We start from the raw sequence: 15077 nt of genomic DNA, 5'->3' as shown, positions 1-15077 counted from the left end.
ACATCCTTTCCCGTGCTTTATCTTGTAGTTGCAATTGTTATAGCATCTATAGTGTAGTCAATAAATAGATGAAATACAATCCATCCTATGTTTGGTTATTCAGTTCAGGAACTTCTTGTTTCGAGCATCTTTCACTTTTTCCGGGGTGACGTCGTTACCTTCGGGATCGATCACTTTGACGTTTTCGATTGTGTCGCGCATGGACGAACGGAATGTTTCCAGGTATTCTTTGCGTAGTTGTGTTTGTTCTTTTGCTTCTTCGATTGATAGGCCGATTGTTTTTGACTTTTTGGATAGTTCGTTGATACGTTTAATTTTATCTTGGGATAACATAAAATTCCTCCAGTTGTATTGTCCATCACTCAATTGTACAATGGATTTCCGTTTTTCCAGGCGGACGCTTTCCAATCGAACAGCGAAGTGTTCGATTTGCCGTATTTCTGCACTTTTTGCAGAAATTAAGGCAGCCTAGCACTTCAATCCTTATAGCCATAATACTAATAACAATATTACCATTAACAATTGAAGTGGAACTCATTAAAACTCTACTTTGAAGGTATACAAAAAGAGCAGGAAGTGCAACTAATCACCCTTCCTGCTCTGTTTCATATTCTTTATATCTGCGATGGACCGTTGCTTTGCTTACGTTATGGCCGAGGCCTTTCAATATGCCGGCGATTTCTTCGAAGGTCAGGCCTTTTTGGCGTAAGGACACGATTTCACTGATTGGGACTTCAATCCGTTCGCGTCCTTCTAGATTCCCTTTGTTTTTCAAGTTCCGTTCTGGTTTGTAACCGTCGCGGACTGCCCGCTTCATGCCTCTACGGATTTTGGCGTTGTGCAATTTGCGTTGGTACTCTTCTACAATTGCCAGTATTTCCAGCAGCATTGTGTCCATCTCATTTAACTTCAACGCGCCGCTATCGTGGTTTGTAATGACTGCAGTATTCGTTTTGGCAAGAAGGTGAAGGATAGCGACCCTTGCGTTCCCCCTCCCTAGTCTTGTTTCATCTTGTACGAGTACCGCGTCTATCTTTTCATCACGGACGCAGTCCAGTAAGTCGAGCAATCCCTCTCGATCCATATCGTAGCCGCTATGTTTTTCCTTGAATATATGTATAGGCTTCAGCCCTAGCTCGTCCGCAAGCCGCTTCAGTTCTTCTTCCTGCCTGGACAAGGAGGCGACTTGAGAGTCTTTTTCCGTACTGACACGGCAATATAAGACACAGGTCTGCATTTTCTCTGTCATCATTAGTCTCCTGCCAATTCTGTCATCATTGGATCAGGTATTGCTGAATCAACTTTAGGCAATTTCAATATTTCTCCTGATTTGATCATAGTGGATTGCATGCCATTCAATTCCATTACTTTCGCTATCCATTTCTCCGAATGTTCATCGGAAGAATAGTCTATCGCCAATCCCCAAAGTGTATCGCCTTCTGTTATTGTTACTTCAACGAATGAAGTAGAGGCTGATTTAACTTCTTTCAAGACACCTACGAGTGTAAATGCAGTGCAAAGGAAAATAATTAATAGAATGAAGCCATATTTTTGAATGAAAGTCATTAAAAACCCCTCCAAGAATGTTTGTTCGGAATACCTGTTCCCATTATAGGACAGGTTTTTTTAGAAGTCAATCAAATCTTCGAACCTTTGTTTGCCAATCACCCGAACACCTGTTATACTCTCTTTAAGAAACAATTGTGGTGGCGGACCTTTGTTCGCACAATTGCTTATCATTGATTCTATTAATTGGAGGGGTGGAATAATGAAGAAAATTTCAAAGAGACAGCAGGATATCCTTACGTTTATCAAAGATGAAGTGAAGCTGAAAGGGTACCCGCCTTCCGTTCGTGAAATCGGAGAAGCTGTTGGACTAGCATCCAGTTCTACCGTGCATGGTCATCTGGCCAGATTGGAAAGTAAAGGTTACATTCGGAGGGATCCGACAAAACCGAGAGCAATCGAGGTGCTGGATCCCGAGGGTCTGACTGCACTGAAATCGGGAGTTGTCCACGTTCCGCTTGTCGGAAAGGTAACCGCCGGCTTGCCGATCACTGCAATTGAAAATATTGAAGAATACTTTCCTTTGCCGGATACGTACGGCACATCTGACGATAAATTGTTCATGCTTGAGATTGTCGGAGATAGTATGATAGAAGCCGGAATTCTGAATGGGGATTATGTTGTCGTCAAACAGCAGCACACTGCCCATAATGGTGAAATTGTCGTTGCCATGACAGAAGAGGATGAAGCAACAGTGAAACGCTTCTTTAAAGAGAAGGATTATTTCCGTTTGCAACCGGAAAACGAGTCGATGGAGCCAATCATCGTCAATTCTGTTTCCATCCTTGGAAAAGTAGTCGGCGTTTATCGCCAGATTCATTAATTACCATTCAGCAATTAAAAATAGAGGATGACCCTGTCGACCTGAATCGACTAGGATCATCCTCTTTTCATTTTAATTTTCCACCCTATAGTCTTTCAGCAGGTTATCCATGGAGGACATAACTGCCGCCTTAACATGTTCATATGTCAATCCGCCTTGTACATAAGCCGTATACGGCGGACGAATCGGACCGTCTGCTGTTAGTTCGATGCTAGAACCCTGTATGAATGTCCCGGCAGCCATTATCACATCATCCGAATAGCCCGGCATATACGATGGTTCTGGCGCATAATGCGCATTTATCGGCGAGTTCTCCTGGATGGTCCTACAAAATGCGATCATCTGCTCAGCATTGCTGAAATTGACGGATTGTATCAAATCGGTCCGCGCAGCTGAATAATGCGGAGTCGTATCAAATCCGAAGCTTTCCAAGAATGCCGCTGTGAAGAGAGCGCCTTTCACAGCTTGGCTGACGACGTGTGGCGCAATGAAAAAGCCTTGGTACATTTCCAATAGCGTATCAAGGGAGGCACCCGCTTCTGCACCGATGCCAGGAGATGTCATGCGATAAGCGCATTTTTTCACAAGATCGGCACGTCCTGCGATATATCCTCCGGTCCTTGCAAGTCCCCCGCCGGGATTTTTTATGAGTGAGCCCGCCATCAGATCGGCCCCAACTTCAACCGGCTCTTTCGTTTCCACGAATTCCCCGTAGCAATTATCGACAAATACGATAAGGTCCGGGTTAATCGATTTGACAAAGCGTACCATTTCCCCGATTTGTTCAATTTGGAAGGAAGGACGGTCCGAATATCCTTTTGAACGCTGTATGCCAATCATTTTCGTCTTGTTATGGATATTCTTCCTCACTTCTTCAAAATCGACTGCGCCATCTTCCTTCAAATCAACGTGCTTGTAAGTGATTCCATAATCTATAAGTGATCCTGTATCCTCTCCGTTTCCGGACACTATTGATTCCAGTGTGTCATAAGGTTTGCCTGTAATATAAAGGAGTTCATCCCCCGGTCGAAGTACTCCGAACAGGCTCAGTGAGATGGCATGGGTGCCGGAGATGATCTGGTTACGTACGAGACATGCTTCCGCGCCAAAAGTGTCTGCATAGACTTGTTCCAGTACATCCCGGCCGCTATCGTCATATCCGTATCCAGTCGAGCCGGTTAGATGAAAGTCGCTCACCATGTTTTTCCGGAAAGCTGCCAGCACCTTCCGTTGATTGTAAAATGCCGCCTTTTCAACTTCTTTAAAATATGGGGCAAGTTTTTGTTCAGCGGCTTCTGCCTTAGTTTCGATTTCCGAAGCAAATTCATGTATCATCATTTCATTTCCTCATTCCTACAAATAGTCACTATAATATCTTATCAGTCTGTCTGGATTGGTCAATGGAAAATGACCGGAATTGGCAAAGCCTCTATTTTGATATACTATATGAAGTGTTTGGAGCAAGGAGGAACATCATTGGCTTGGGAAGTATTCAGTTTTATCGGCACTGCGGCTTTTGCCATTTCGGGAGCTCTAATTGCACAGGAAGAGAAATATGATATTTTCGGAGTCTATATATTAGGGATGGTAACAGCGTTCGGCGGAGGGGCTATCCGGAATGTACTTCTTGGGTTGCCTGCTTCTGTTCTATGGAGTCAAAATTTCCTCTTCATCGTCGCATCGGTTTTAATAACGTTCATTTTCTTTTTTTCAAAGACGATCATTAATCATTGGAATCGGTGGGGCACTTATTTTGACGCCATTGGATTGGCGGCATTCGCGATTCAAGGGGCTATGCTTGCGGTCAATATGAATATGTCATTATTCGCAGTAATGGTTGCTGCCGTGTTGACAGGTGCAGGGGGAGGAGTCATCCGGGATCTGCTCGCTGGAAGGCGCCCTCTCGTCTTTAAAAGGGATATTTATGCCGTTTGGGCAGCAGGGGCCGGGTTTTTCGTCGGTATCGGTCTTTACAGTTATGATTGGGCGTTGTACGCATTGCTAGTAGTTGTCGCTGCCTTACGAATCCTTTCATATCAATATCACTGGGAGTTGCCTCGCAGTAATTCTTGATATTCCAAATGGAAAAAGGAACAGGTTAATTGAACCTGTTCCTTCATTGGGACATATGTTTTTATTCCTCGTCCTTCAAAACTACAGGCTTAGCAGGTACATACGTCGATATTGCATGCTTGTAGATCAATTGCTGCTTGCCGTCTGATTCCAAAAGTACGGTGTAATTATCATATGATTTGATAAGGCCTTTCAACTGAAAACCATTTAGTAGGAATACAGTGACAAACGTGTTGTTTTTCCGTAGTGAGTTCAAAAATGTTTCTTGCATATTACCTTGTGACATACACCCCAGCCTCCAATTACTTCTATATTTCTCTTGCCTTTTTACTTATTCGATTCCGCCTCTTCAAAACCCTTCAAAATTGATATAATTTCATCGACAATCTTTTCTTTATCCGAATTTGCATCGAACCAGCTGATTTTCACTTTGTTCCTAAAATATGTCATTTGACGTTTCGCATAATGACGAGTATTTTTCTTTATTAACTCTATTGCATCATCTAGTGAGATGACGCCTTCAAAATATTGATACAGCTCCTTATATCCAATCGCCTGGACCGACTGGACATTTCGGATGCCCTTTTCCCATAAACCTCTAGCTTCTTCCAGCAGCCCATCTTCCATCATTTGATCGACCCTTACATCGATTCGCTTGTAGAGAATTTCCCGGTCCAATGTAAGGCCGACGATTAAATGATCAAAAAAGAGCGCCTCACCTGCCCCTTGTTCATGCTCATTCTTCGTTTTTCCAGTCACTTGGATGATTTCGAGCGCACGTATCAAACGGCGGTGATTATTCGGATGGATTTTTTCTGCACTAGCAGGATCCATTTTTTGAAGCCGCTGATACAGACGTTCCGCGCCGCCTTCCGACTCGAGTTCTTTTTCCAATTCAGCCCTGACGTTATCGTCTCCCGCCTCTTCGGTAAATCTGAAATCGAAGAGGACCGACTGGATGTACAAGCCCGTTCCGCCGACAATGATCGGCTGTTTGCCTCGGCTTCGGATCTCTTCAATACAGTTACGCACAGTCGACTGATATTCCGCTACGGAAAACGAATCAGAAGGCTCCTTAATGTCGAAGAGATGATGGGGAATCCCTTCCTTTTCTTCTTCTGTTATTTTTGCAGTGCCGATAGATAACTCTTTATATACTTGCATCGCGTCCCCATTGATAATTTCCCCATCCAGCCTTTTGGCAAGCTCGATGCTTAAAGACGTTTTGCCCGATGCAGTCGGTCCTACAATTGCGATGACTCTATCTGATTGACTCATTCTTTTATTATCCAATCCTTTATGAAATTAAATACTTGTTCCCGATTCACTTCATTCAACATTTCATGGCGACCGCCTTCATATAACATGACTGTTATATTCTCATTTCCGGCATCAGTAAATTGTTGTGCTGCCTGCCAGACTCCCTTACCAGTATTGCCGACAGGATCGTCTAAACCAGAGAGGAGAAGGATTGGCAATCTGTTCGGAACTTTTCTTATGCAGTCCAAGTCATTGATTTTCGCAAGTCCATCAAAGAGATCGATGAAAAAACGGGTTGTCGGTACGAAACCGCATAACGGATCATTAATGTATTGCTCCACTTTTTCATTGTCTCTCGATAGCCAATCAAAAGGTGTTTTTGGTGTTCTGGCTATTTTATTAAACCCTCCGAATACCAATTTATTAATGAAATAGTCCGGTTCATCAAACTTTGTTGCCTTGCCTTTCATTGACGCTAGAGCTTTTCCACCGATACGGCTTACACCAGGGTTGCCGGCAGTTCCTGAACAAATAAGCTTGTCTAGTTCCCTGCCGAATCTTTGGGCGTATCTCCTTGCTACAAATGACCCCATACTATGCCCGAAAAGGATTACACGAGGCGCTTGGAACCTGTTGCGGTAAAAGCTGATGATTTCATACGTGTCTTCAACGATCCGATCGAAGCCGACCGTATCTCCGAAATGGCCCAACTTCCCATTTAACGTGGCTGTATGACCGTGTCCCCGATGATCATGACCCGATACAGCAAATCCTTTGTCAGTGAGAAAAGTGATGAACTCTTCATATCGACCGATATGCTCCGCCATCCCGTGAAGTAGATGGATATGTGCGATAGGAGGATTGGCAGGTTGCGCATACACCGAATGGATGGAAAAACCGTCTGACATCGTCAACACCTGTTCATTCACACACGTTCACCGACCTTTCCTTCAGCTTCTTTTATATGCTGCTCCAATTGGGAGAGATAGAGCTCTTTCGTTTCTTCGGAATAGGAAAGGATAGCTCCCATATAGTCCGTTGCCGCCTCTTTATACAGTTTGACAAACGCGATGTTGAAATAGAGATCCCCCTTCCTTCTAATGAAAAAGTCAGAAGGCGTCATTGCCATTTCATTATGGATCGAGTAGAGGATTTCCGCTTTCCATATAGCAGGTAAAACTGTTTTCTCTGTTGATACCGCACTTACATAGGTATAGACCTGATCGACATTCGATCCATACAAGGAGGCAAGTGCTCGGCCTTCTTCCTTAGTAAGTCCATATAATTCAGCTTCATTCGATTTGCTCTCGATAAAGTTTGCGAACTGTTCTTCACTCTCGAAGTCTCCCCCGGCCAACGGGAGATATTCCGTTACGCATGGGCCGAACGAAGTTGTCGGAAACCTCTTTATGACTTGGTCTACGACGGTTTCAGCCATTTTGCGATAGCCGGTCAATTTGCCGCCAGCAATCGTTATCAATCCCGTTCCTGCTTCCCAAATTTCATCTTTCCTTGAAATTTCGGATGCATCCTTCCCTTCTTCGTAAATTAGCGGTCGAACACCTGCCCAAGTCGACTCGACATCATTGCGATCCGCTTTGACTGAAGGGAACATGTAATGAAGTGCATCAAGAAGATATGCGATGTCTTCTTCGGTTGCAACCGGATTAGCCCGATCACCATCGAAGAAGGTATCTGTCGTTCCGATATAGGCTTTATTGCCCCTTGGGACTGCAAAAATCATCCTGCCGTCAGGCGAATCAAAATAGATTGCTTGCTGCAGAGGAAATATCGACTTATCGATTACAATATGGGTTCCTTTTGTCAATCGTAGCCGTTTGTCATTAGACACTTCGTCCTTCCCACGCACTTCATCCACCCAAGGGCCTGTCGCATTGACGACTACGGAAGCGCTTATGTCTATTACTTCTCCAGTGAGCATATCCCGGGCAGAGACACCTGCCACTTTTTTGTCTTGATACGTAAATTGCTCGACTTTCAAATAATTGAGGCAAAGAGCACCTTTTTGGGCAGCTTTCTTCAATACTTCGATTGTCAACCGTGCATCGTCAGTACGGTATTCCACATAATGTCCACCGCCAAGCAAACCGTCTTCCCTTACTAACGGCTCCATTTCAAGCGTCTCTTCAGGTGACAGCATTTCACGGCGCTCCTCTTTTTTCACACCCGCCAATTTATCATAGACGAATAGTCCAGCAGAAGTTGTCAGCTTTCCGAATGAGCCGCCTTTATGAAAGGGAAGAAGCATCCGCTCAGGCTCCGTCACATGAAGGGCATTCCGATAGACAACATCCCTTTCCTTCCCGGTTTCGGAAACGATTTTTAACTCCATCTGCTTTAAATAACGCAGGCCGCCATGGATGAGTTTCGTCGATCGGCTTGAAGTACCCGCCGCAAAATCCTGCATGTCGAGTAGTGCGACGGACAATCCCCTCGTCACTGCGTCAAGAGCAATGCCGGCACCGGTGATTCCACCGCCAATGATAAGCAGGTCAAACTGATAGTCGCGCATGAACTGCTTCACTTTCGGTCTTGTGATCGATGATAACATCATTCGCTCTCCTCCAGTCAAAGTTTGAATAGCCGCGCCGCCTCAACGGCCTTTTTCCACCCTCCGTACAAGGCGTCCCGCTCTTCCACTGCCATCTTCGGCGAATATGTCCGTTCCTTCGCCCATAAAGCTTCCACTGACTCACAAGATTTGAAAAAACCTGTCGCAAGCCCGGCAAGATATGCCGCCCCGAGTGCGGTCGTCTCCATATATGCTGACTGTTCCACCTCGATCTGCAGCATATCGCTTTGGAATTGCATGAGGAATGTGTTCCCGACAGCCCCTCCATCAACACGCAAAATATCAATGTCGATGCCAGCATCCTTTTCCATCGTCAACAGTACATCTTTTGTCTGATAGGCTAGCGCTTCGACTGTTGCACGGATGAAGTGCTCTTTTTCGGTTCCTCGGGTCAATCCGAATACTGCCCCTCTTGTATCCGAATCCCAATAGGGTGTACCGAGTCCAACGAATGCGGGCACGACATACACACCTTCCGTAGAAGCGATCCGCGTCGAGTACATTTCCGAATCCGAGGCTTTCTGGATCATTCGCATCCCGTCCCTGAGCCATTGGATAGCAGAGCCTGCGACGAATACACTGCCTTCAAGTGCATATGTAATCTTGCCGTCCAACCCCCAGGCTATCGTGGTCAGCAGGCCATTTTCGGAAGTCACAGGCTGTTCACCCGTATTCAACAACATGAAACAACCTGTACCGTACGTATTTTTGGCCATGCCAACGTGAAAACAGGCTTGCCCGAATAAAGCACATTGCTGATCGCCCGCGGCACCGGCAATTGGAACATATGCTCCAAAAAATACGGAAGGGTCTGTATGGGCATAGATTTCCGAAGACATCCTTACTTCAGGCAGCATGCCCATCGGGATATCAAACATTGCGCAAAGCTCCTTATCCCACTCGAGTTCGTGAATATTGAAAAGCATTGTCCTCGAAGCATTCGAATAATCGGTGACATGGACGGCTCCTTCTGACAGCTTCCAAATGAGGAACGAATCGATCGTACCGAAAAGCAGTTCCCCTCTTTCCGCACGTTCACGTACACCTTCTACTTCGTCAAGGATCCATTTCACTTTCGAAGCAGAAAAATATGGATCAAGCTGCAAACCCGTCTTTTGACGGATGCTCTCTTCCCTGCCAGCTTCTCTTAATTCATTAATAATTAGCTGTGTCTGTCTGGACTGCCAAACAATTGCATGATAGACGGGTTGTCCAGTGTGCTTGTCCCAAACAACAGTCGTCTCCCGCTGATTTGTAATGCCGATTCCATCGATATCCTCCGGCTGAAGTCCACTCTCGGTCAGAACCGAAGCGATGACGGATAAAACTGAACCCCAAATTTCGCTCGCATTATGCTCCACCCAACCTGGTTTCGGGAAAATCTGCCTGAATTCCCGTTGCGCCGTATGGACAATCTCACCTTTTCGGTTGAAAAGAATTGCCCTCGTGCTAGTTGTCCCTTGGTCGATTGTTAATATGAACTCACCCATTGGTAACCCGCCCCCCTCGTTCAACTATAGGTTTTCTTCTACAGAGTTACATTACCCTCTTAAACATCTTTTCAATTTCATAAGTTGAAAAATGGATTAGGACTGGACGTCCATGCGGGCATGTATACGGATTCTCCGCAATCGACAAATCGTTCAGAAGCCTTTCCATGTCTGCAATCGACAAATGATGATTAGCTTTGATGGAACGTTTGCAGCTCATCATGATTGCCGTCTCCTCCCGTAATTTTCCGATATCGGTTTTCCGATTCGATAGAACCTGCTCTATCAGTTCTTCGATAAGAGTCGACGCTTCTCCTGCTGGAAACCATGCCGGATATTCTTTTACTGTATATGAAGACGGTCCGAATTCCTCCAGAAAGACACCGACTTCATTCAACGCTTCCAGGTTCTCCTCTATTTTCACCATTTCGTCCCCGGAATAATGGAAGATGAGTGGCATTAGCAACATTTGCCTTTCATCCTCTTCCACTTTACTTAATTTATCCCTGAAGAATTCGTATTTGATCCGCTCTTGGGCAGCATGCTGATCGATCATATAAAATCCATCTTCGTTTTGAGCGACGATATACGTGCCATGGACTTGCCCGACTGGTACGAGTGGCGGGAATCTTTTTTCCTTTGTTTCAGTTGTGGTATTTATTTCCGGAACAGGTACTTCCTGATCATTTACTATTTCCTGTACTTCCATTACCTGTTCGGGCTGATCCGCTTGCCCAGGTTCTTGCTTGACAGGTTCGTAAACAGCTTGGAGCGGCTTCTTCTCAAACAGATTCGTTTCAAGTATCGACTCTTCCTGCTCAATCGGAGACTCTTTCTGATCAACTGCGGTTTTCTCTTGTTCAACTTCTCTATCTTTCCAAGTAGGTGCCGGCCTGAAGTCACTCCAAATTGTCACTTGCTCCGAAGGCATTTTCTTGAAGGGTTCCCGTTTCACGGCATCAGGAACGATAATTGACCGTTTCACCGCATCTCGGACAGACGATTTGATGAGGTCAAACAGTTCGCCCTCTTTGCTCATGCGAATATGCTGTTTGGAAGGATGCACGTTGACATCCGTCAAAAAAGGGTCAGTTTCTACGTTGATGACTGCAATCGGGTACCTTCCGATTGGCAAATAGGTATGAAGGCCATCGATTACAGCCTGGTTTGCAGGATAACTCTTTACCCATCTTCCATTTACGATGAGTGTCATATAGTTTTTGGATGCTCTTGTCATCTCAGGCAACGTGACGTATCCATCTACTTTGAAATCGGCGTTTCCACCTGAAAATGGCACCATCTTTCGCGCTACTGCCATTCCATAAATATCAGTGAGTACTCTCCTGCGATCCCCGCTGCCTGATGTATGCAGGACAGTTTGGCTGTGATGGGAGAGTTTAAAAGCGATTTGAGGATGACTGAGCGCTAGTCTGTTGACGAGATCTATCGTATGTCCAAGCTCTGTCTGGATCGTCTTCATATATTTCAACCTGGCGGGCGTGTTGTAAAAAAGTTGGGAAACGGTCATGTCGGTCCCTTTTCTGAACGCTGCGTTGGACTGCTTGAGAAGAAGCCCGCCGTCAATTTGCACTTCGGTCCCTTCAGTTTCACCGTCTGACGTAAAGAGGCTGACCTTAGATACGGAAGCAATACTGGCGAGCGCCTCACCTCTGAATCCTAACGTCCTGATCCGGAACAAATCATGTTCATTCGATATTTTGCTCGTTGCGTGGCGCTCAAATGCAAGGACGGCATCGTGACGTGACATCCCTTTTCCATTATCGGTCACCCGAATAGAAGTGAGCCCAGCTTCCTCAAGTGCGATCTCAATCGAAGTGCTGCCCGCATCAATCGAGTTCTCCACCAATTCCTTCACAATCGAAGCCGGTCTCTCGACGACTTCCCCTGCGGCAATTTTATTGGACAATGAATCGTCCATGACTGAAATGATATCCACTGGATCCCTCCTTTTGTCATCTGGTCGTAGTAATGAATATCAATAGGCTAGCGGGATGTAAATGATTAGTCTGCTCGCGTGGCCTCAGTTAATTGCTTCTGCCAATCTAGGATCAAGTTCATTGCTTGCATTGGCGTCAAGTTCAGCAAGTCTGCCTGTTCCATCTGTTCCAACACGGACTTGTCCACTTCCGATAGCGGATCGGCTTCTTCCTGTAAATCGAAGAATGTCAATTGTTCGGATGGTGAAGTCACGGCACTGGACTGTTCTGCGCTTTCAAAAGCATCAAGCAGCTTTTTCGCACGGACTACAATCGTTTCCGGAAGGCCTGCCAGTTGGGCAACATGAATCCCGTAGCTCTTATCCGCCGGCCCCGCCATCACTTTGTGGAGGAAGACGACTCTCCCTTCCTGCTCCATAGCGGCGACATGGACATTCGAAAGCCTTTCCAATTCCATGTCAAGCTTTGTGAGCTCATGATAATGTGTCGAAAACAAAGTATTTGCACCAATTTCATCATGGATGAATTCCATCATCGCCTGAGCAAGAGACATTCCGTCGTACGTAGATGTTCCTCTCCCGATTTCATCGAAGAGAAGCAAACTGTTTCCAGTTGCATTTGCAATCGCGTATTTAGACTCCATCATTTCCATCATGAATGTGCTTTGGCCTGATGCAAGATCATCCGCCGCGCCAATTCTTGTGAAAATCTGGTCTGTTACGGGAAGAGTGGCGGATTCGCATGGTACATAGCAGCCTATTTGAGCCATGATGACCGTCAAAGCGACTTGCCGCATGAATGTACTTTTACCGGACATGTTCGGTCCGGTGATGAGCAGCATGTTTGCCTCTTCAGTCAATGTGCAGCTGTTCGGCACGTATAATGAATGATCCATCATTTTCTCTACGACCGGGTGTCTTCCGTTTTTTATTTCTAATGCCCGTCCGTCATGGAATTGCGGTCTGACGAATCGTTGTTTTTCGGACACCTCAGCGAATGATAGCAGGACGTCCAACTCAGATAGGACACTTGCCAATTGTTGGACTCTGCGAATATGATTTTTCATTTCATCACGCACAGCGCAGAATAGGCTATATTCAAGCTCCTGACCTTCCGCTTCAGCGTTCAGAATCAAGTCTTCCTTTTCCTTCAACTCGGACGTAATATAACGCTCCGCATTGGCAAGGGTCTGCTTACGTTCATAACGGGTCAAATCCGCCAGATGGATATTAGATTTCGTAATTTCAATGAAATAGCCGAAAATGCGGTTGTATCCGATTTTCAAATTTTTAATACCTGTACGTTCACGCTCATCGCGTTCAAGCCCTGCAAGCCATTCTTTACCGTTTCTCGACGCATCCCTGTATTGATCAAGCTTTTCGTGATAACCGTCTTTTATGATGCCGCCTTCTTTTACAGAAAGAGGCGGATTTTCCGCAATCGATTTCTCCAACAGTTCGAGTGCTTCTGAACATGGGTCAATCTGCTCGGAAAATTGTTGCAGACGCTCGTGACCGGACTGCTGAAGCGCGTTTTTTAAATGAGGCACACGTCGAAGGGAATTTCGGAGCTGTGCAAGATCCCTGCCGCTTGCACTTCCCATGGAAATCCTTCCCGTCAAACGTTCAAGGTCATATACTTCTTTCAAGGATGTTTTCAAATCGTCACGAAGAAAGTAATCCTCAATCAAGTCCGACACGATTGTAAGTCTATCTTCAATAGCATTCCTGTTGGCAAGAGGCTGATGAATCCATATTCTCAGTTTCCTAGCCCCCATCGCTGTTGATGTCTCATCTAGTAGCCAGAATAGAGTTCCTTCCTTGCTTCCGCTCCGGATTGATTGGACTAGCTCTAAATTGCGCATCGAATTGGCATCGATAGAAAGTTTGCCTGATTTCTGTATGTATTCAAAAGGACGTAAATGCTCCAAAGAAGACTTTTGAGTACGTTTCAAATAAGAAATCAGAATGTCGCACGCCTCACCCAACTCAAGTGGAACTTGCGATCGGATGTCTGTGGAGCTATCATCACTCTCCCCATTTTCCATCGAGAGGACAATATCTCTTTTGGCCATCCATTCATTTAGGGTGATATGCAATCGTTCCCGGACAACGATTTCCTTCATTCCAAGTGCCTCAATCTCGGCTATCAATGTTCGCTCATCGCCTGAAACGATTTCAGTTTTCCCCTCACCTGTGGCAAGATCGACATACGCTAGTGCATAACGTCTTTCATCAAGCTGGTCAGCAGCCCCGATAAAATGGTTTGCATTGGCATCCAAGGATTTCCCTTCTGTTATTGTGCCCGGCGTAACGACTTTCACGACTTCCCTTTTCACAATTCCTTTCGCCGCTCTAGGGTCCTCCGTCTGTTCACAGATTGCGACTTTATGGCCTTTTGAGACCAAGGTCTCGATATAGCCTTCAGCTGAATGGTAAGGCACTCCGCACATCGGAATTTTATCCGTGCTTCCGCCATCCCTGCTCGTCAATGTAATTTCCAGGATATTGGATGCTTCTATCGCATCGTTGAAAAATAATTCATAGAAGTCGCCCAACCGGAAAAAGAGGAACGCATCTTCATGTTCCGATTTCACTTGTAAGTATTGTTGAATCATTGGTGTGTATGTAGTCATTCCAGAACCTCGCTAATCTCGCATTTTCTTATATTATATCAAAACATGCTGCTCCAAAGTAACAAAGAGAAAAAGCCGGAGTTATCACAATAAAAAAAAGCCGGATGCTCCTTCCGGCTTAAAACGGGCGTGAATCTTTTCCTCTGTCCTCATGGCGCTTCTCTTCGTCTACTTTGTGGTGGTCATGTTCATGGCTATGGCCATGATGAGAAGATGATTCATCCTTGAATGACCATTCCTCTTCAAACTGATGCGGATGGACAGTGATACACACTTTTGTTTCTCCAACGACTTCCGCTACCAATTCCCTTTCCACTTTAATGATGAACTTTTCCCCGCACTCCGAGATGAGCGCCTCTGTGCAATTAGGATGTTGGACAACATTGACAATGATCTCTTCTTGGCCGGATACCGGTTCGTCCCGATAGTGGAGCCTGATCTTATCCTTATACGGCACCGATTCCGAAAAGACGGATGTTTTTGAGTGGTCATGGTGCGAATACCATACATTCACATCAAATTTACCTGTCACTTCGATGTATCGCCCCACTTTTTTTGCATGATGCGTGTGGTTGATCACCCAACAGCCCAATATGCTTGATGGATTATTCGGCGGCTTCAGAGAGACATTCGATTCCGTCCGCAGCTTCCCTTTTGCAATGACTGCCTTCGTCACAAT

General features: G+C 45.5%; 14 protein-coding genes. 2 read left to right on the top strand and 12 right to left on the bottom strand.

What is annotated here, in order from left to right; all coding sequences use genetic code 11:
- Positions 1–99: 99 nt before the first annotated feature.
- The 3 genes from OC538_RS01420 to OC538_RS01410 all read right to left on the bottom strand — a co-directional run bounded on the left by OC538_RS01420 (position 100) and on the right by OC538_RS01410 (position 1566).
- The gene (locus OC538_RS01420; RefSeq protein WP_251624111.1) at positions 100–333 is read right to left on the bottom strand and encodes a DUF896 domain-containing protein; all 234 of its coding nucleotides are present in this window, start codon (positions 331–333) and stop codon (positions 100–102) included.
- A 253-nt stretch (positions 334–586) separates the two neighbouring features.
- Entirely contained in the window at positions 587–1249 is a 663-nt protein-coding gene (locus OC538_RS01415; RefSeq protein ID WP_262172994.1) for a recombinase family protein, read from the bottom strand.
- A gap of 2 nt (positions 1250–1251) precedes the next feature.
- Positions 1252–1566, bottom strand: a complete 315-nt coding sequence (locus OC538_RS01410; RefSeq protein WP_262172993.1) for a LysM peptidoglycan-binding domain-containing protein — start codon at positions 1564–1566, stop codon at positions 1252–1254.
- 202 nt (positions 1567–1768) lie between these two features.
- Between OC538_RS01410 and lexA the strand changes: the two genes are divergently transcribed.
- Complete coding sequence (lexA, locus tag OC538_RS01405) at positions 1769–2389, top strand: transcriptional repressor LexA (RefSeq protein WP_251694743.1); 621 nt, start codon at positions 1769–1771, stop codon at positions 2387–2389.
- A gap of 72 nt (positions 2390–2461) precedes the next feature.
- Here the strand turns inward: lexA and OC538_RS01400 are convergent, their stop codons facing one another.
- Positions 2462–3727: an aminotransferase class I/II-fold pyridoxal phosphate-dependent enzyme gene (locus OC538_RS01400; RefSeq protein ID WP_262172992.1), complete on the bottom strand. Its 1266-nt coding sequence runs from the start codon at positions 3725–3727 to the stop codon at positions 2462–2464.
- 138 nt (positions 3728–3865) lie between these two features.
- On the opposite strand from OC538_RS01400, the gene OC538_RS01395 reads away from it, so the two are divergent.
- Complete coding sequence (locus OC538_RS01395) at positions 3866–4462, top strand: trimeric intracellular cation channel family protein (RefSeq protein ID WP_251694745.1); 597 nt, start codon at positions 3866–3868, stop codon at positions 4460–4462.
- Between the two features lie 61 nt (positions 4463–4523).
- Here the strand turns inward: OC538_RS01395 and hfq are convergent, their stop codons facing one another.
- The 8 genes from hfq to cotE form a co-directional block, all read right to left on the bottom strand.
- Positions 4524–4748, bottom strand: coding sequence for an RNA chaperone Hfq (gene hfq, locus OC538_RS01390; protein WP_251694746.1), 225 nt, complete (start codon positions 4746–4748; stop codon positions 4524–4526).
- 41 nt (positions 4749–4789) lie between these two features.
- Entirely contained in the window at positions 4790–5740 is a 951-nt protein-coding gene (miaA, locus tag OC538_RS01385) for a tRNA (adenosine(37)-N6)-dimethylallyltransferase MiaA (RefSeq protein WP_262172989.1), read from the bottom strand.
- Entirely contained in the window at positions 5737–6651 is a 915-nt protein-coding gene (locus OC538_RS01380) for an alpha/beta hydrolase (RefSeq protein ID WP_262172988.1), read from the bottom strand. The genes miaA and OC538_RS01380 overlap by 4 nt, the downstream gene beginning before the upstream one ends.
- Entirely contained in the window at positions 6648–8297 is a 1650-nt protein-coding gene (locus OC538_RS01375) for a glycerol-3-phosphate dehydrogenase/oxidase (RefSeq protein WP_410055840.1), read from the bottom strand. Before OC538_RS01375 ends, OC538_RS01380 begins: the two co-directional genes overlap by 4 nt.
- A 14-nt stretch (positions 8298–8311) precedes the next feature.
- A complete protein-coding gene (gene glpK, locus OC538_RS01370) occupies positions 8312–9805 on the bottom strand; it encodes a glycerol kinase GlpK (protein ID WP_262172984.1) in 1494 nt (497 codons plus the stop codon).
- A gap of 46 nt (positions 9806–9851) precedes the next feature.
- The gene (gene mutL / locus OC538_RS01365; protein ID WP_316044260.1) at positions 9852–11762 is read right to left on the bottom strand and encodes a DNA mismatch repair endonuclease MutL; all 1911 of its coding nucleotides are present in this window, start codon (positions 11760–11762) and stop codon (positions 9852–9854) included.
- Between the two features lie 65 nt (positions 11763–11827).
- Positions 11828–14398, bottom strand: coding sequence for a DNA mismatch repair protein MutS (gene mutS, locus OC538_RS01360; protein ID WP_262172982.1), 2571 nt, complete (start codon positions 14396–14398; stop codon positions 11828–11830).
- 118 nt (positions 14399–14516) lie between these two features.
- Positions 14517–15074, bottom strand: coding sequence for an outer spore coat protein CotE (gene cotE / locus OC538_RS01355; protein ID WP_262172981.1), 558 nt, complete (start codon positions 15072–15074; stop codon positions 14517–14519).
- Positions 15075–15077 lie beyond the last annotated feature (3 nt).

This window comes from Saccharococcus sp. Marseille-Q5394, assembly GCF_946901335.1.
In the GTDB taxonomy this organism is placed as follows: domain Bacteria; phylum Bacillota; class Bacilli; order Bacillales_A; family Planococcaceae; genus Sporosarcina; species Sporosarcina luteola_C.
Note: the sequence above shows the minus strand (reverse complement) of the source record. Positions and strands in the feature narration are given on the sequence as shown.

Excerpts from the sequence above, each read along its gene's own strand:
- OC538_RS01420 (WP_251624111.1), bottom strand. The coding sequence starts at position 333 with ATGTTATCCCAAGATAAAATTAAACGTATCAACGAACTATCCAAAAAG.
- OC538_RS01415 (WP_262172994.1), bottom strand. The coding sequence starts at position 1,249 with ATGACAGAGAAAATGCAGACCTGTGTCTTATATTGCCGTGTCAGTACG.
- OC538_RS01410 (WP_262172993.1), bottom strand. The coding sequence starts at position 1,566 with ATGACTTTCATTCAAAAATATGGCTTCATTCTATTAATTATTTTCCTT.
- lexA (WP_251694743.1), top strand. The coding sequence starts at position 1,769 with ATGAAGAAAATTTCAAAGAGACAGCAGGATATCCTTACGTTTATCAAA.
- OC538_RS01400 (WP_262172992.1), bottom strand. The coding sequence starts at position 3,727 with ATGATGATACATGAATTTGCTTCGGAAATCGAAACTAAGGCAGAAGCC.
- hfq (WP_251694746.1), bottom strand. The coding sequence starts at position 4,748 with ATGTCACAAGGTAATATGCAAGAAACATTTTTGAACTCACTACGGAAA.
- miaA (WP_262172989.1), bottom strand. The coding sequence starts at position 5,740 with ATGAGTCAATCAGATAGAGTCATCGCAATTGTAGGACCGACTGCATCG.
- OC538_RS01375 (WP_410055840.1), bottom strand. The coding sequence starts at position 8,297 with ATGATGTTATCATCGATCACAAGACCGAAAGTGAAGCAGTTCATGCGC.
- glpK (WP_262172984.1), bottom strand. The coding sequence starts at position 9,805 with ATGGGTGAGTTCATATTAACAATCGACCAAGGGACAACTAGCACGAGG.
- mutS (WP_262172982.1), bottom strand. The coding sequence starts at position 14,398 with ATGACTACATACACACCAATGATTCAACAATACTTACAAGTGAAATCG.